We start from the raw sequence: 18,090 nt of genomic DNA, 5'->3' as shown, positions 1-18,090 counted from the left end.
TTATTTTTTTATTGAAATAATTTGTGGTAATCCTATAATGGTTGAATTAAAAATTGCTGTGTTTCGGCCATAAAAGGAAAAGTTATAATCACCATCTTCTCTCTTTTTAATAGGTAGCCCTAATTGCTCACTTTGTCTCATTGTTGTTCCTCTGGCGGGAAGAGAAATATTTTTAAACATTTCATAAGTGCCTCTTGGGACAGTATATTGAACAATAATATCATATTGATCAGAATATCCAAAGCTGAAACTTGCTTTTTGTGCATATTCTAATCTTCGTGTTACGTATGGTCCTTCTCCCATCTCCATTCCTGAATCATTTAATCGTTGTGTTAAATATCCACCTGCTGTACTGTACTCATTATATGACATTGCTCTATAAAAATATTCAAATTCTGGACCTGACTCATCAGCCGTTGTAGTAACAGGAATATCAATAGCACCCGTAATTGGTTTAGAATTTGCAGAAAAGCCACTATCTCCATTAAGCATTAAGGGTAAACTCCATAAGCCTATTCTTGCATAGGTAGCTATTTCTGCTACAGTTGAGCCAAATTCTACTAGAGGAGCGAGACCTTCAAATGTAGCAGCTCCGACAGTGAGAACACCTGCAACAGCATGTTTACTTTTACCGAATAGCCTTCCAATGAAATTACCTATTGTCTTAAAAATACCGGGTTTAGGCCCCTCCTTAGGTCCGCTACCACCACCTTGTCCTTCATTGCCCAAGGCTTTTGTTTCTATCATTGCTCCACCTTCATTACGGTAGAATAACGGCATATTTCTTTCATCTGAACTTAAACCGGTTCTAAACATGAAATCTGCTACAGCACTCCCTGTACTATATCCTCCCTGCAGGTTATCTACGGTAAGCCTTCCATCCGGGTCTATAAATCTTATCGGGTTGTTGTTCCCATAATGGTAAGGGGTAAACCTTCTGGACACTTCTGCCAATGGGTCAATAACTCCCCATCTTGCCAGATCCGGCTGTACATTCTTGCTCCGTAATCAAACATACCTGTTTCCTGAAGCTCTTTCCCATTGTATTTTAAAATTAGAGTATTGAAAACCAATACTCTAATTTATTATCAACATGTTTGAAACATTACTCAATTATTTACCCTGTCTAATATCTTCCATCCTTTTTTTATATCTTATATTCTCTAATGAATCTTTTATTTTTTGTTGTTCAATATATTCCCTTGAATATGGCCCAGTATGATTACTTTTAGCTCTTTCAAATAATAGATAATAAGAAAATATCATATTAATAATAACCAGTATAATTATACTCCAAACTATAATACCACCTATTTTATTTTTTTCTTTAGAGAGTTGGTCAAATTCCAGATTATATTTTTTCCAAGTATTATTATAATCTATAGTTATATAAGATGTGAGTAAAAAAAAGACAGCAATTCCGATATAAACTCCTTTTGTAAAATTGATACTTTTGTCAATAAAAATATTATAATAGTTTAATAGACTAATAGTAAACCAAATACCTAAAGTACCTAAAAATATACTTGCTGTAAAATTTTCAGGGAAAATAGAGCCCTTTGAATGTTTATATATTTTATAAAAAAAATAATAATATGCTTTTTCTATTTTATTCATAATTATATAAATAAAGTATTCAATTTCAATATTCTACTATGTTTTTTAATACAATTTAAGAATATATTTTTGCAAATAATAAGCTGATCCAAAAAAATTAATAGTAATAAAAGCAATAATTGCCCAAACAATAATTGCTCCTTTTTTATTTTTATCTTTTGGCAATTTATCAAATTCTGCGTTATATTTTTGCCACACATCTGTACGGATAAATGCAAAATAGTTCAATATAAAAAGTAATACTATAGGAATCAATACTATAGGATTTGTGATGGTAAGGTTCAGTTTAATATTCTTGATTATAGAATAATAAATCAATCCTGAAGCAAGAAGCCATATTTCTAAAGTTCCTATTACAATACCTGTTTTAAAGTCAGTCCAAAATGCACCTCCAACCATTTCAGAAGTATATTCTATTGATTTATAAATTTTATAAAAAAAGTAATAATACGCTTTTTTAATTTTTTCCATAATTATTTTATTTTGGTTCATGAGCTCCAAAAAGGTTAATTCTATAGGGTCCCGCCTGATTAAACCCCTCATCTAGTTTTCTTTGAGCAATATTCCCATCATCAAACATAGCAGGCCAGCCTCCAGGATAAAAACTATCTATCCCAAAATATACAGTACTTAGAGAAGCTCCGATGGATCCTCCCCAGTTACCTGCGGCACCAAATCCTGTATTTATAAGAGCTTTTCCAACCGAAACATCTCCATTTATTATGCCTATTGCATCAGCCGTAACACCTATGTAAAAAGAAGCATGACCGATAAATTTTGCCGTTCTTGCAATATTAGAAACAGGTTTTGTTGCATCAGTCATTGCCATCTTACCAAATTGGCTTAAGTTTCTGCCTGTTAATTGATAATTTCCAGATATTCCTCTCCTAATACCTTGTGAATACATGTTATGAGAGTCAATAACTCCTGCAGTACCACTCAAAACTCCTGCAGTACCAAAAAACCAGTTTCCTTTTCCTGCAAGACTGTACCAATTATTTGATGCATTCTCACCAAGTTTCATCATATGCGCAATCATTTCCTGAGCTGTATTGGCATCTCCTAAAGCACCTCCTGTCCACCAGCTCATATATCCATTATGGCTTTTCAGTGAAAAATCTCCTCCATTTTGTGTAGCTAACACCAGGTCTCTGTAAGCCTGGGTATTCCCAAAAGTTTCTCCGCCACCTCCTGTCCATGGTTTTTCCATTTCTGGAGACCAGTTGGGATTGGTAGAATTAGGACTTGCTGCATATTTCCTTGATGGCCACCACCATGCAGACTCTGAGGAAGTATTAATTTGTAGTCCTTCCGCCGGCGACATGGCCCGTCTTCCATCCGGGTCTATAAAGCTTATCGGATTATTAAAAGCATAATTATATGGGGTAAATCTTCTGGAGGTTTCTGCCAATGGGTCTATGACACCCCATCTTCCGATATCTGACATATACATCCTGGCGCCATAATCATTCCAGCCGGTTTCCTTTTGTAATTCTTTACCGTTATACTGATAATTATAGGCAGGATTTCCAGTTAAAAAGGTATAGCCCTGATGCTTTAAACCAAAAGGATAATAATTGTTTTCTTCAAGAACTTCTGCGCTGCTATTGGTGTTTTTACGTTAAATTCAAAAATTAGAGTATTGAAAATCAATACTCTAATTTATCACCAATATGTTTGGAACATTACCGCTTGGTGTAACATTATCAATCTTTTATGATTTCTTGTACATAATCATCAGATTTATAAAAATCACTTAATTTTTGCCCACAGAAAGGGCAGTTATTTATGAATAAACTCTTTGTTTTTTCATCATTAATTGTATGAATATAACCTGATGTCATAACAAATCCTTTATCCAACATGTTTGGATTAATAAGCTTTAATTTACTGTACAGAGGTTCTGTAAATTTTACAATTCTAAAATTAAGACCAAATCCATTCTGCACACTATATGCACCTTCCAATCTTTCACAACAAAATTTTTTATTATTCATATTATTTTAAGTTTAAGGATAAGGTTTTGCCAATTTATTGACAGCATTAACTACATCTTTTCCTATAAATTTATATTCAGTAGAAATTACATTTGAACCTTGGTTAATTCCTTTATAGACATCAAGTTGCCCAGTATATCTTAATTGATATATTCCTGAGTTACTAATTTCATATTGCATCAATTGGCCACCATTTTTTATGTAAGTTGAAGCAACTGCAGCATCATCAGTTAGGAATAATAGTGAACTTCCACTTTCTGATCCTGTTGTTCCTCTAAATAATGTAACAAGTGGATCAAATTCATCAGTTGAAGAAAATATTTTAGATATACTACTACCTGTCTCTTCTGCTGCCGCTACTGCATTAGTTGCTTTTGCAAGTCTGCCATATCCACCAAACATATTGTATCCACCGCTACCAAAGTCCTGCATTATTTCTATGTGGGAACTATTCATAAGTCTAAAAGATCTGTCCAGACTAGATTCTCCTTCATTATAAGAAGGGTTATCACGACGTGCGCGATATTCAGCCATAGGATTGTAATTTGCATTTTGTATCAACCCAAATAGCCTACTCCCACTAGAACTATAATCTTCGGCGGTTATTTTTTCAGCAGGACCAACATTTACTTTATTTCTATTCCAACCAAATAACCTTCCAATGAAATTACCTATTGTCTTAAAAATACCGGGTTTAGGCCCCTCCTTAGGTCCGCTACCACCACCTTGTCCTTCATTGCCCAAGGCTTTTGTTTCTATCATTGCTCCACCTTCATTACGGTAGAATAACGGCATATTTCTTTCATCTGAACTTAAACCGGTTCTAAACATGAAATCTGCTACAGCACTTCCTGTACTATATCCTCCCTGCAGGTTATCTACGGTAAGCCTTCCATCCGGGTCTATAAATCTTATCGGGTTGTTGTTCCCATAATGGTAAGGGGTAAACCTTCTGGACACTTCTGCCAATGGGTCAATAACTCCCCATCTTCCCAGATCCGGCATGTACATTCTTGCTCCGTAATCAAACATACCTGTTCCTGAAGCTCTTTCCCATTATATTTATTTGTAAATAATCACTTCCGGATTAGCTACCAACACATCTGAAACACCTGGTATGATCTTCAATATTTTAAATGACCTATTTTCTCTTTTCTACTGTTCTGGCTATCAGCAATATCATTTTAAGTGAGATTTTTATTCTTATTTTTAAAATTAGAGTATTGATTTTCAATACTCTAATTTATTACCAACATGTTGGGAACATTACCGCTATTGCACAGAAAGATAAGGTAATCTATTAATTATCGTAAAAAATAATACCTAGAATAATACTATAATCATCACTGCTAAAAATGGAGCAACTTCTCTTATCTCCATCTATATAGGATAATCTTATATTATTTAACTCTGTATTTTTCATTCGCTTCACTACCTCACCCAAGCCTTCAAAATGGTTACCTTGATAAATACTTAAGTCTAATCTATCATTATAAATCTCATACAGATGTTCTTTCGTTTGAACAAATGAATCAAGAGTAATTGAATTAGATCTTAATTTCTTTAAATAAGAAACTATTTGATCTAAATAGTTTCTTATATCATACAATTCATTTATTATAGTATCATTCATAATTCATTATTTTATGTATGGAGTCCAAGTTCCGGTATTCCATGGTTTAATTGTTTGTGCACCAAACACAGGACCAAATACTTGTACTTCTCCTTCATTATGTCTATCAAAAAATGATAATCTAGACATTGGAAAAGTTTGTTTCAAAATTATTCCACCTGGTCCTCTTCTAGATGCAGAATAATTTGCTACATTTATACTTGTGGTCCAAGAAGTGAACATACTGTTATTATCACCTCTATTATGTTGAAGTGCTGTTGCTGGCCCTCCCCAAGGGGTAGCACTTCCCATATATGCATTAATTAGATCTGGATGCTTTCCATGGACACCTCTATATAATGTAATCATTTCTTCTGGCTCTGATTCATCAGCCGTTGTTGTAACAGGAATATCAATAGCACCCGTAATTGGTTTAGAATTTGCAGAAAAGCCACTATCTCCATTAAGCATTAAAGGTAAACTCCATAAGCCTATTCTTGCATAGGTAGCTATTTCTGCTACAGTTGAGCCAAATTCTACTGGAGGAGCGAGACCTTCAAATGTAGCAGCTCCGACAGTGAGAACACCTGCAACAGCATGTTTACTTTTACCGAATAGCCTTCCAATGAAATTACCTATTGTCTTAAAAATACCGGGTTTAGGCCCCTCCTTAGGTCCGCTACCACCACCTTGTCCTTCATTGCCCAAGGCTTTTGTTTCTATCATTGCTCCACCTTCATTACGGTAGAATAACGGCATATTTCTTTCATCTGAACTTAAACCGGTTCTAAACATGAAATCTGCTACAGCACTTCCTGTACTATATCCTCCCTGCAGGTTATCTACGGTAAGCCTTCCATCCGGGTCTATAAATCTTATCGGGTTGTTGTTCCCATAATGGTAAGGGGTAAACCTTCTGGACACTTCTGCCAATGGGTCAATAACTCCCCATCTTCCCAGATCCGGCATGTACATTCTTGCTCCGTAATCAAACATCCCTGTTTCCTGAAGCTCTTTCCCATTATATTTATACGAGTAATAATTTCCAAAACCGGATATACTTGACATTCCTGCAATATGATTGAGACCAAACGGATAATAATTGTTGGTATCTGTAACTTCAAGAGCTCCTTCGCTGTTTTTTGCAAAACTTATCCTGACATTTCCCAGGTGATCTCTGTACTGGTAAATATAGCGGTTTTCTGTGAAACTGTATGCTCCTTCTGAGGTAGGGACAAAATCTAAATTCCACACTCCTTGTCCTGGAAGTTCAATGCCGGAAATTCCTTTATATGCCTGCTGTTCATATGCATTTCCGGTTCTGCATGTTAAACATATTCCGCCTCCTTCAGAATAGCTGTATTGGAAACCATCCAGATAATCTATTATACTGGTACTTGTTGACCCACGCAGTGGAGTCGTGGAAAACGTTTTTCTAAGCTTGGTTCCATCTGCACGGTAAAGATAATTTATAGTACTGCTGGCAGTTCCTCCCAACGGACTTGTCTGGTAAATGGTATAATTATCAGAAAGATTCAGGTAGTTATATCCAATAGACTGTATACCCTTATCCAGCATGTCTTTCATATTTCCGTTCAGGTCATAGGCAATGGCATTATTTCCTCCTTCATAGCCGGTATCATTCAGTGAGCTTTCTATGACTTTATTCAGGCGGTTTCCTGTATACTGATAGGTAAGATCATCCACAAGGGTAGATGTAGTTCCTGATACCGGAAAAGCATTTCTTCTCAGCGTGGCGATATTTCCGTTGAGGTCGTAGGTCAGATTCTCATTATAATTGTTGTTATAAGGATTGGTTGCATTCGGTTCTGTATAGATTGCATCTTTCAGTCTGTTAAGGACATCATAGGAATAAGAATACCTTTTTAAAACGTTTTCAGATGAATTCTTCCAGTCGATTTCTGCAATATTTCCATTAAACTTCCCGGGAGCAATATTGGTATAAGCAGGATTCTGGTATTTTATTTCATAGCCAAAAAGCTTCCCGTTCAGGTTTGCCGGATCATTGATTTTTGTGATCCATCCTCTGATGTTATACGTGTAATCAACAGTCTGAAGGGGAGAAGCCGCGGAAGTTCCGCCTACTTTTTTGGACTGCAGCTGTGAAAGCTCATTATACTTATTCTGAGTTAAGATCTCCGGAGTATTGCTGTCTACCTGATGGGTATGGGTAAGCAGTCTGTTTTGATTGTCATAGGTGAAAATTTCAGTGATCACCCTTTCCGTATCCGTGCTTAGTCTTTTATGATAGGTTTTCACCTGAAGAGGAACCCCAGCAAAATCAAGTTCAGATTCTGTTCTCGTATAACCTCCAAGATGGTTAATTGAATATCCGCCGACAGCTCTTCCTTTAGCATCGTAATAATTATAGTTTTTCGTCCAGTTGTCGTCCTCTATATTTTTTACCAGGCTCATTACCGGTAAAGTTTTAGTACTTACATTTCCCGTAAGGTTATCTGATAGAACAGGTTTCCCGAAAATTGCTGACGGAAATGCAGGATTAAAACTGTATCCGGGGTAAGTATCATAATAATTAACACTTGAGACCTGGGTAACAGCGGTAGGAGTGGAGAGATTAGTATAATATACGGGCATGCCGTTTATGGTGAGTTCCGCTGTAGCGGTTCTGGTTTCATATAAATTTGCATTGGCATTGGCACTGTTTTGTATCGATGCCCTGCCGGCAGAATTATTTGTGATTCCAGTGTAAACGATTCTTCCAAACTGGTCATATTTGGTAAAAAGCCATTGCCCTTTTCCTTTAAGGACTGAATCCTGGCTTAGAATAAGCTGATTAGCTTGATTATAAACCATATATTCCCATCCTTTCCCGGGAACTTTCTTTTCTACCAGCCTGCCCTTATTATCATACTTATACTGATAACAGAGATTATCTAGAATCTGCTGCGTTACCACATTGTTATTGGAGGTAATCTGAGCCTCTGCTTTCGGGGAAATGACATAGATAAGCTGCCCATAATCGTTGTAAAGATAGTAGGTGTCCGCATTTTCTGTAGCACTGATGACTTTTCTGACCAGAATGCTTTGCCCCAATCCATTGGTAAATTCAATGGTCTTATTACCGTCTTCATCCGTTCCTGAATTTTTCACCAATACCTTTTCATTATAAAAAGAAACGGCAGGAACAGATGAAATAGTAGTCGCGCTGACCCATGAGTTGGTAAAGGAAAACTTCTTTACCTTATCTGAATTTTTGTTGATTTCATAAGTTGCTTTTCGGGTATGCCCGGAGTTCATGGCCCATTCACTTCCGGGGCTTGCGGTTTCCAGAACTCTTGCCAAAGGAGAAGCTTCCAGTTTTTGTTCGGAATACGCATTGGGAACACCGTAATAAGCATTGGCTGTGGCTTCAGAAACATTCTGTATCCCAAGGTTGGAAGTGGGCATTGGAACCTGCAAAATACTTCTGGTCTGTCTTCCCAGCTGATCATAAGTAACCGGCATTACAATATCCTGACCTAAAGGAGTAGATTTTACCTGAATGGTTTGCTTAGGTCTCCCCAAACCGTCAAAATAGTGTATGGTTTCTGATTTCTTACTGCCATTTTCAGATAAAGAAACTTTGCTGTAGACATAGTTCTCTGTCGTGGTTTGTGCAAAAGCAGACAGAGAAAGAGCCAAAGCGAAAACTGAAACATATTTTTTAATCTTCAGTCTTCCTGCATGGATGATGTTTATATTGTTTTTCATCGTTTAGTTTTTGTTGTTGTACTGGTATTCTTTCACCGTAATTCCTTCATTGTTGATGACTTTCTGAAGCCTGCCAAAAGAGTCATACTGATATTTTGCCGTCATTCCGGTTGGAGAAATTGTAGTGGTCATTCCAACCAGCGGATCATAGGTATAAGCTGTGATTACGAAATTTTTAAGAGCAGCATCTTTTCTGAAGGTGTTCAGTGCATTGATCAGGGCGGTTTCTTTTACCGCCTCATTCGCCGGAACAGCATCTGCATCTTCATTGGATGCATTAACAATCGCTGTAATGAGTGCCGCCGGAATATCCGATAGTTTTGCTCCTTCTATCTTAGCAATCGGCATGGTTTTGTTGTAGCCCCAGATTACAGTAGTGGGAATTCCTCCTGTAGCCGCATCCGCAGGATTTGGAAATACTCTGTACTGCACAAGATTCCCTTTGTCATCATAAATATCATTCACAGCATTTTTAAAAGACTGGGTAAGATCATCAGGTAAAAAACCTATGACAGAAGTTGGATATAAATGTGTAGTATCATCATACCGGGTTTCTGTTTTAGAAAGCGTAATCCCATTTTTTTTGGATTCAGTAGTAATAACCCTGTCTCTTACCCCTGCTGCAAATAAACGGATAGCCGCCTGCTTTGGGTATTTATAATTTTCTTCCAGAATATCTCCTTCGGGAGTAATCGTCTTTTTACCAGTAATATTAAGGTTTATGGTTTCTCGTGTAGATTCTATAGTTGAAGAAATAGCATCCTGCCCAACAAAAGAGCTCGTTTTATTGGTTTGCTTCGTCACAATAGAGTTTTCTACCGGAAAACCTGAATTGGAATTATCATCAAGAGAGTATGGGAATCCTGTTGGAGTTAATTCGTATATGTTTTCTTCTTTTGCCACCATAGTATTGCTGGCATCAAAAACTTCTTTTTTATCCAAAATACCATTAATCAATATATTATAGTGAGAGAAATTATTTGAAGGGTTTTGGTTATCAGGATGATCCATTAAAGTTTTAAAATAATACCTGGCATATCCTTTATTCTGGCCAATAGTTTCTTTCACATTTTTATAGACAACCGTATGGTCTTTAAGCCAGATCCCAGAACCACTTGTTTTAGAATTATCATCAAACTGCTGATAAGAATAATAACGGGTTTCAGAATCTACTGGAACTCCATTTTCAAGAAATTCTATTTTTTTGATTCTGAATCCACCCGTTGTAGTATAGTTGGGAAGCGGAATAGATCTGTACCTGATTCTCTTGATGGTAACAGTACCTCCGCCGCCTGTTCCCGAGACTTTGAAGGTATTCGTTCCCGGCATAAATTTTTTATTCCAGTCGCTTCCTATCACTCCGGAGGTAAGTTCAACAGCCAGATTAGGAATTGTCCCGGGTTCCCATACCGGAGAATCTGTGTAATAGGCCCCAACATTCAGACAGTATACCAAGTAGCTTGCTCCCTGAGAATCATCCGGGTTTGACGGAAGATTGAAGGTATAAGTATCTGTAAAATGGGTATCAAAATTAAAGGTTCCTATATCTTCCAATATTTGGGCATCATGATCCATATATTCATGTGGAGCGACATACTGTTCATCAGAATTAGACAATGGGTCAAATATATGGGTCTTTTTAACTTCGTACTGATTGGGTTCAAATTCATAGCGGGTCTGTCCTCCTGTAGGATATTTGATGGTGCTGAGAAGGCCTACTTTCATGTATCTTTCACTTCCAGGGCCATTAAGACACAAGCAGTCAAGTCCTGACCAGTTATTTTCTGAAGAAGGCAGTTCAATATACTCAAAACTGGTTTTTTCAAATTGGGAAGAAGTTCCATATTTTTGGATAGAACTCAGTTTTCTTTTTTCATTAAAAATCAATTCTCCCAGATCCAGAGGGCAAGTAGAAGGAGCAGGATCAGTATACATAAAAACACCTCCTTCATTTTGCAGGGTATATTTCTGGATCACTTTTCCTGCTTTATTTTTCAAGGCTACAGTGTGCAGCTGATAGGGGTCTGAAAACTTTTTTCTAAGAGTTTCGTCAAGATTATAGCTGAATTGTATAGAACCGAAATCAGGTGAAGTCACTTTACTAACCTTTAAACTTTTCATAGGAAGAGTTTCAAGACTAGGGACATAACTGTCCTCTATATATTCGAATAGTAATTGTTCGACCTGATGAACGTCTTTTATTTTAGTAAGGTAATAAGTCGAAGCATAAGATCTGTAAATTTGAGATTTTTTGAAAATATTCTGGTCTTTATTATTAAAAAAATACGTATTTCCTGATGGGTCAACAACCTTAAAAGTGTCATCATCCATATAGGTGAAATCCAGATTAGTCTCAGTAACAGGAAGCGTATATTTCCCTAATTGCGGATCGTTTTTTAATAAGAATTTTCCATTAAATCCCATAAAGGAATAGTAATAAGTAGTAGAAGGTTCACTTTCGGCTGTAAGACTTTTTGCTCTGTAAATAATACAACTTGTTCCATATAAGGACCAGCCCAATCCGACATCTGAAGCTCTGCTTGTTTTAGCAGAATTATTCGGATGGTAAGATATTCCTACATTGATTCCTATTCCCGGGTTATGGGTAGCCAGCGCAAAGAAAGGAATGTTAATGTCCGGAATCCCAGTAGACAAAGAGATTGGAGCATTGATAAAACTTTGTATCGATGTAGCTGAAGGTGCAGAGGTGAAATTTTCACTTGATGCACCCTGCGAAAATAATAGCCCTGAACAAAACGTAAGCAGGAATACTATAATCTTATATTTTTTTCTCATGATGTTATTTTTTAATTAATTTAGCATTCGCCGTTTTGTTGTTATCCGTTTTTATAGCCACCAGATACGCGCCCTGCACCAAAGCCTGGGTGTTGATCTTAGTCACTTTATTCTTGGTTTTTATACTTTGTAACTGTCTTCCGCTCATATCATACAACAGAATATCGGCCTCTTTAAAGTCAAATCCGATTTCTACATACGCGTAATCAGATACAGGATTCGGGTAGATCTTGATATCGTATTTTTCAATCAGCTGGTCAACCTGTTTGTCGCCCAGCTTTACTATTTTCCAGTTTTCTTTCCCGAGTTCTTCTGCACTGGTTCCGGCAAGGATAATGGAGCCGTCTCTGTTTAGCTTTAAATCAGAAAGTCTTTCTTCTTTCTTTCTGGATTCTCCTTTCACGTGTTTTCTCCACTGCTCATTTCCATTTTGATCCAAATACAGCATCCAGAAGGTTTCATCATCGGTTTCTATTCTTCCTTCAGCCTGGGTATAGCCTCCCAGCAGAACGCCTTTAGACTTCTCGCTTCCATCTTCCATCCTTCCGTTTACTACGCTCATTCCCATCAGGATATCTCTGTTTTTGAAGTTGTAGGATTTTTGCCATTGCTCATCACCTTTTTCATTTAAAGAAATCAGCCAGAGGTCTGTTCCTTCTTCAATTCCAACCGTTTTATTGCCTGATCTTTCTGATCTGGATTCTCCACCAATGATGAAGCCATTTGAAGTTAACGCCAGGGTTCTGATATGATCATCATTCTTACCTCCAAAATTCTTTTCCCATTCAACTTTTCCGGTCTTATCCAGCTTCACAATCCAATAATCGCCTTCACCGAAGTTACTGCTGGCTTTGGAATAAGAGTCGTTCTTCACACTACTTCCAGCCTCCAGCTTCCCGCTTCCTGCCTTTACTTCAGAACTCCTCGAATACATTCCCAGTAACGCTCCGCCATCTTTCGTTGGAATCATCTTTTCCACTTCATCCAACCCTTTTCCGCCTAAAATTAATTGGGAGAGTTCTTTTCCGTCTTTGTCCAATCTGGTAATTAAGACATCTTTGGAGCCGTAACCTTTCATTTTGGAATCCTGAGCGGAGACGAAGGATCCGGCAACAAAAAATCCCAGATCTGTCGTTTGAATCACTGCTCTGGCTTCTTCATCGGAAGAGCTGCCTAATGTTTTCTGCCATAATTCATCCCCAAATTCATTGATCCTGATCAACCAAAAATCAGCTCCTCCGTTGGAGTCGTCTTTTTTATCCAGCCCTTTTCCAGAATACGTGGTTCCGGCCAGAAGAAATCCGCCATCCTGGGTGGTAACAGTTGCTGATAAATAATCATGGTTTTGTCCTGAGAAATATTTTTCCCAGACTTTTTCACCCTGCTGGTTTAATTTGACCAGGTGAAAATCGTAACCGTTGTTTTGTTTGCTTCCCGCCTCCGGCTTCCCGCTTGCTGACTGTATAGAACTTCCAGTGATCAGATACTGCTGATCGATGGTTGTGGTGACCTGGCTGAGAAAATCCTGGGTAGAGGATTGGATGTCTTTCTGCCATACCACTTCCTGGGCAGATGTGCCCAGAACAGCGCCTAAGGTGAGCGCTCCGAGATAAAGGTTTTTCATTCCCGTATTTTTTAAGTTAACATTGTTATTATAATAAATTATGGTGAAGCCGGTTCTCTTTTACCTATGATGTTCTGAGAATCAGCATCCTTTATATTCAAAACTATTCAAAATAATATTCTTGGGGTACAAAAAATATTGTATTTCATGTGCATAAAACCGGTCTGATGTGTACATATGAAAAGGATTTTAAATATGTAAAAAGCAGCTGAAGAATATCCACCGGATGAATGTAATTGAATAAAAATTTCATAGTTATTGTTTTTTAGCCGTTATAACCTGGTTATAAAAATCCGGCAAATTTAACGTTTTTTAACATACTTGTACACATATGATTTTGATGTTATACAAAAATAGCTTCTGGCAGCGACAGAACGTGTCGTATTATTTAAAAGCATACAGACTTTTTTATGATGATTCATCTTTAAAAAATAAATTATTTGAAGCAGTAATATTATTAAAGATCTTAATCTTCTGCTTACGGGAAAGCGTAAATTTTGTTTAAAGCCACTATAAATATTGCTCAGAAATGCGCCCAGGCCCTTCGAAAGTCCCTCCAACCCCTTCAGCAAGCCTCTGCAGGGACTTTATGAACGGTCTCCACCCCCTTCATGAAGGGGCTTTACCCCCTTGGGTAAGGGGGGGAGAGGGGGTTGTGCAAGGGGCTCCAGATACTTATATAAGGGGGTAGAGACCTTTATCCAAAGGGGTAGAGGCGGTTACTATACTATCTGGAGAGGGTTGATGAAGGGTATAAGCAGAGTTAAATATTATTTTAAGAAACATCATCACTCTCCATCTGGCTTCATCAGTGGCACAGCCACCAATCATAAATTCGGATCAATAAAACTTTTGCGTTTAAAAAATATCCTGTTTCTACAGATAACATGACTTATTATTTTAGGCGGCTATATGCAATTTTGCACGATTCTCATTGACTACATCGAATCTTTGATTTCTGACGAAGGGAATTTCATGTAAAGCTTAGATTCTTCATTTACTGCGTTATATCAGAATGAAAGGGTCATAATAAGATAGCAGGTTAATGTAAAACTGTATAGAATTACCTTATTTTATTTTTAATCGCAAAGGCGCAAGAAAATCAAAGATTTTCAGCAAGTAAATATACCGGGATATAAGAATTTTACCGGAGATAAAATCCTTGCGTTTTAAAAAACGTTCTTATAATAAGATCTTGTGTCTTTGCGATTTCCAACCAAACATTGGCAGACAGCTCACCATAAAAAGCACGTTTTCACATGCTCTTCGATTCAATTATTTCTCAAGGTTATTCTTCTGGCTGATTCCCATTATTGGCAGAGGGTGGGGGAACATGGGTCTGCTGGGTTGTCTGTCCCGCTACAAAAAACTGCTTCATTCCTTCGTAGATCACATTGGTGCCCGGTACATTTTCTTCGGAAAGATATCTGATGCTCCGGTAGAAGCTGATGGCGTTGTGATAGTTATCGTGATCCAGCAATACCTTGGTATCGGAAAGCTGCTCCACCAGGGAATCTAACAGCTGCAGCCTTTGCTCTATCTGCTCTCTGGCTGTATAATCTCTGTCGAATTCTGCCTTATCGAGGAAATTCGGAACATGTTGAACATTTTGTTCCATATAGGTTTTGGCTTTATTGACGAAGAGTTTGTTCTGTTCTGCAATTCTTCCGTACTGCTGTCTCTGGTCCGGAGTAAGGTTGATGGTTTTCCCTGTAAGGACAGTCTGTATGTCCTGAATTGCTTTGTCGATCGTTTGTAAATCGCTTTCTGAAAAGCTTACACTGATTAAATTGTCTAGTGCCATGCTATTGTGTTTTTTGGGTTTGTATGATCAAATATAGCGAGTGTAAAGCATAGAAAAATAGGCTGTTGTAAGATTTTTAGCGCATGTTCATTAGAAAATAAAAACAACATAATAGAGTTTATTTTTTCTTGGTTTTTGAAGAAAAAAAGAGTGTGTAATGAAGGAAATGATGAAATGGGAGAGGAGAAGAAAGTTTCTCTGCTGGAACAGAAAGAAATTATTGAAGATCCTTTGCTGAAAAGAATTTCTGAAGTATTGAAAATTCCGGTGGAAGCGTTTCAGAATTTTAACGATGAACAAGCGATCAATATCATTTCAAATACTTTCCACGATTTAAAGATAACTCGGTTGCTTCTGCAATGAACTATAATTGTATATTTAACCCAATAGATAAAATTGTAGAGTTGTATGATGAAAAGATTACCCTTTATGAAAGGATGCTGAAGGAGAAGGATGAGATGATGGGGAGGTTTGAGAGGTTGATTGAGAAGGGATAACTTAATAAAATGTAAAAAGGTTTAGCACAGGCTGAACCTTTTTATTTTATCGTTTAATAAGGAGAACTTCTTTATGTATTTCAATAATTTTATATGTTAATAAACTTTTATTCATATTTAAATAATCTAACTACACTCAGTATAGGGTAACTTTACTTATATTAATTAAAAAGATATGATTATTTTACGGATTTCCGTAAAAATACGGACAGCTAATACATGTTTATTTTTATATATTAGCGTTTCTAAAATAAAAACCATCTTATTGAAAAATAATGCCCATCCAGATAATGGATTACGGCAATAAGATAGGAGAAGTTTACTTGGTCAACTACTGATGAATTTCTGTGAAGATTAAGGCATCTGTCCGAGTATAGTCCTCCTTTTTTAGTAGGATTGAATTATTGTTGTAAATTACGTAATCTTAATTTAACAAATGTCTGCAAGCTCTACTTTTATAAAACTACCTGCTCTCAGAAGCATTGAGGTAGAAAACTATCATCTTTTTTCAAAAAATTGGAAATATGATGTGCATTCAGGGATGAATCTTTTTGTAGGAACTAATGGTCTTGGAAAAACTACCACAACTGCTTTGATAATATATGGTATGGTTGGTCCAGATTCAGAGATTCCTATGGATTATTTCGAAAATAGAGGAGGTACTAATGATGACAATGCCAAACCTATGATTAAACTTGTTTTCACTGTAGGGGAGCATGAATTTGAAATCCATCGGATGATAACTGAGTATACAGTTTTATATTTACGAGTTGATGATTATCAATACAACTCTGAAAAGTGTGATAATATTGAAGATGTATACGAGGGACTTTTAAAAGAATACACCGGCATAGGTTCTTTATCAGATATAACTTTTTTACTCCAAAAATTTCTGATCAGACAAGAGGAAGGTAATTATCTTATATGGGATAATAGAGGCGGTGATCAATCCAAGCTAATAAGAATTTTGATCAATCAAGCTGGATTTCAGGCAGAATACGAAAGCCTTGCAAAAGATGTTAAAGATTTAGACACAAAGGTCAGAGGGAAAACAGATATTAAAGCCCAGTTTGAAAAACAGATTGATGAACTTATCCGACTTAGAAATGAGGAATTGGGTAAACGAAAGGATTATGACCAAAAGATAAATATAGAATACGGCTTAAACAAACTTAAGGCTGAATCTGATAAAAATATTGAGCTCCGTGATAAAAATCTAGAGAATATTCAGTATTTGACTGATAAGATTCGGGAAATTGATGGAAATATAGAAGTTATTTCGGCAGCATATGAACAATATACAGATAAGGTAAGACAATTTGAGTCACAACTATTTAAACATATATATTCGGATGAATCTGTACTTACGTCAATACATAAGCTTAAACACTATGGGATATGTATATACTGCAATAAAAGCCCTAAATCGGAAAAAGTAAAAGAGATAGTTAGAAGCTTAGAAATAAAGAATGAATGCCCTGTATGTGAGTCTTCATTGGATTTGGTGCATCCGGATTTGGACAATTCAAATGTTTTAGCTCAATTGGAGGAAGCACAAAGTAAATTAAAAGGTGCTACGGAAGAGGTTAGGCCACTACAAAGTAAAAAAAATGTTTTAACCAAGGAACTTGATGATATGTGGGCAGCGCAAAGAAAAATTGATAAGGATATTAATGTACTTGCTATCCAAATATATGATCAAAAAATTCAACTTTCCAAACTACATAAGAATCCTGAGGAGCAGATCACGGAATACGATACCCAAATACAAGGCCTTGAACTACAAGTTATAAATTATGAAAAGGAGATTGAGCCGGAAAGGGAAAAGTGGAAAATAGCAAAGGAAAAATTGAACAATAAAAATGAGGAATTGAATGCAGTAATAAATTCGTTCGAGGATAAACTTAATGCAATTTTTGTAAAATATGCCTCCAAATATTTTAAGACTGATTGTGTCCTTACAACCATTGAAGGCAAACCAAAAGAGTCGAAAATCAAGGTGAAATCCTATGTCCCTGAATTTGATGGTCAGACGAGATATGAAATGAAAAACTGTAGTACATCGCAGCGAATTTTTATGGAATATCTTTTTAGAATCTCACTTCTGGAACTGTATCAGCAGGAGAGTAAAAATACTCCGTTTATAATAATGGAAACGACTGAGGGCGCATTTGATATTTCAGGTACTGTGCAGTTGGCTTCAGCTTTCAATGAGTTTAGTAAGGTAAATCTACCGTTTATTCTTATTACAAATTTTAGTAAGGAGGATTTTCTGGTAAAACTATCTGATGGAATTGAAAAATCAAAAAACAGACTTTTAAACTATCTTGATTTTGGAAAGCTTTCAACAACACAAATAAACTCCATGCCAGAATTTAAAAAAGTCCTAAGATCATTAAAATTGGTTTAGT

11 protein-coding genes and 3 pseudogenes are annotated in these 18,090 nt (G+C 36.6%); 2 read left to right on the top strand and 12 right to left on the bottom strand.

Translation table 11 applies throughout. The features are described 5' to 3' along the window. The 12 genes and pseudogenes from ACP3T3_RS07970 to ACP3T3_RS07915 all read right to left on the bottom strand — a co-directional run bounded on the left by ACP3T3_RS07970 (position 1) and on the right by ACP3T3_RS07915 (position 15,182). Positions 1 to 780 carry a hypothetical protein gene (locus ACP3T3_RS07970; RefSeq protein ID WP_426479373.1) on the bottom strand — a complete coding sequence of 260 codons (780 nt, stop codon included), beginning with the start codon at positions 778 to 780 and terminating at the stop codon, positions 1 to 3. A 116-nt stretch (positions 781 to 896) separates the two neighbouring features. Next, a complete protein-coding gene (locus ACP3T3_RS07965) occupies positions 897 to 1,073 on the bottom strand; it encodes a hypothetical protein (RefSeq protein WP_426479372.1) in 177 nt (58 codons plus the stop codon). A gap of 40 nt (positions 1,074 to 1,113) precedes the next feature. Next, the gene (locus ACP3T3_RS07960) at positions 1,114 to 1,617 is read right to left on the bottom strand and encodes a hypothetical protein (protein ID WP_426479371.1); all 504 of its coding nucleotides are present in this window, start codon (positions 1,615 to 1,617) and stop codon (positions 1,114 to 1,116) included. Positions 1,618 to 1,662: 45 nt separating this feature from the next. Then, positions 1,663 to 2,088, bottom strand: a complete 426-nt coding sequence (locus ACP3T3_RS07955) for a hypothetical protein (RefSeq protein ID WP_426479370.1) — start codon at positions 2,086 to 2,088, stop codon at positions 1,663 to 1,665. Between the two features lie 7 nt (positions 2,089 to 2,095). Further along, positions 2,096 to 3,133 (bottom strand): annotated as a pseudogene (locus tag ACP3T3_RS07950) (RHS repeat-associated core domain-containing protein); the annotation flags it as partial. Positions 3,134 to 3,323: 190 nt separating this feature from the next. Next, the gene (locus ACP3T3_RS07945; protein ID WP_426479369.1) at positions 3,324 to 3,614 is read right to left on the bottom strand and encodes a hypothetical protein; all 291 of its coding nucleotides are present in this window, start codon (positions 3,612 to 3,614) and stop codon (positions 3,324 to 3,326) included. An 858-nt stretch (positions 3,615 to 4,472) separates the two neighbouring features. Beyond that, positions 4,473 to 4,678 (bottom strand): annotated as a pseudogene (locus ACP3T3_RS07940) (RHS repeat-associated core domain-containing protein); the annotation flags it as partial. Between the two features lie 236 nt (positions 4,679 to 4,914). Then, a complete protein-coding gene (locus tag ACP3T3_RS07935) occupies positions 4,915 to 5,247 on the bottom strand; it encodes a hypothetical protein (RefSeq protein WP_426479368.1) in 333 nt (110 codons plus the stop codon). 6 nt (positions 5,248 to 5,253) lie between these two features. Further along, positions 5,254 to 8,958 (bottom strand): DUF6443 domain-containing protein, encoded by a 3,705-nt coding sequence (locus tag ACP3T3_RS07930; RefSeq protein ID WP_426479367.1) that lies wholly within the window; start codon positions 8,956 to 8,958, stop codon positions 5,254 to 5,256. 3 nt (positions 8,959 to 8,961) lie between these two features. Further along, the gene (locus tag ACP3T3_RS07925) at positions 8,962 to 11,754 is read right to left on the bottom strand and encodes a hypothetical protein (protein WP_426479366.1); all 2,793 of its coding nucleotides are present in this window, start codon (positions 11,752 to 11,754) and stop codon (positions 8,962 to 8,964) included. 4 nt (positions 11,755 to 11,758) lie between these two features. Further along, positions 11,759 to 13,378 (bottom strand): T9SS type A sorting domain-containing protein, encoded by a 1,620-nt coding sequence (locus ACP3T3_RS07920; protein ID WP_426479365.1) that lies wholly within the window; start codon positions 13,376 to 13,378, stop codon positions 11,759 to 11,761. A 1,288-nt stretch (positions 13,379 to 14,666) separates the two neighbouring features. Continuing rightward, entirely contained in the window at positions 14,667 to 15,182 is a 516-nt protein-coding gene (locus tag ACP3T3_RS07915; RefSeq protein WP_426479364.1) for a hypothetical protein, read from the bottom strand. 135 nt (positions 15,183 to 15,317) lie between these two features. Between ACP3T3_RS07915 and ACP3T3_RS07910 the strand changes: the two are divergent. Further along, positions 15,318 to 15,679: pseudogene (locus ACP3T3_RS07910) on the top strand (XRE family transcriptional regulator). Positions 15,680 to 16,115: 436 nt separating this feature from the next. Next, complete coding sequence (locus tag ACP3T3_RS07905; RefSeq protein WP_426479363.1) at positions 16,116 to 18,089, top strand: hypothetical protein; 1,974 nt, start codon at positions 16,116 to 16,118, stop codon at positions 18,087 to 18,089. Position 18,090 lies beyond the last annotated feature (1 nt).

Source organism: Chryseobacterium sp. CBSDS_008, assembly GCF_049959325.1.
Taxonomy (GTDB): Bacteria; Bacteroidota; Bacteroidia; order Flavobacteriales; family Weeksellaceae; genus Chryseobacterium.
This window is presented reverse-complemented; position numbering and strand designations above follow the sequence as displayed.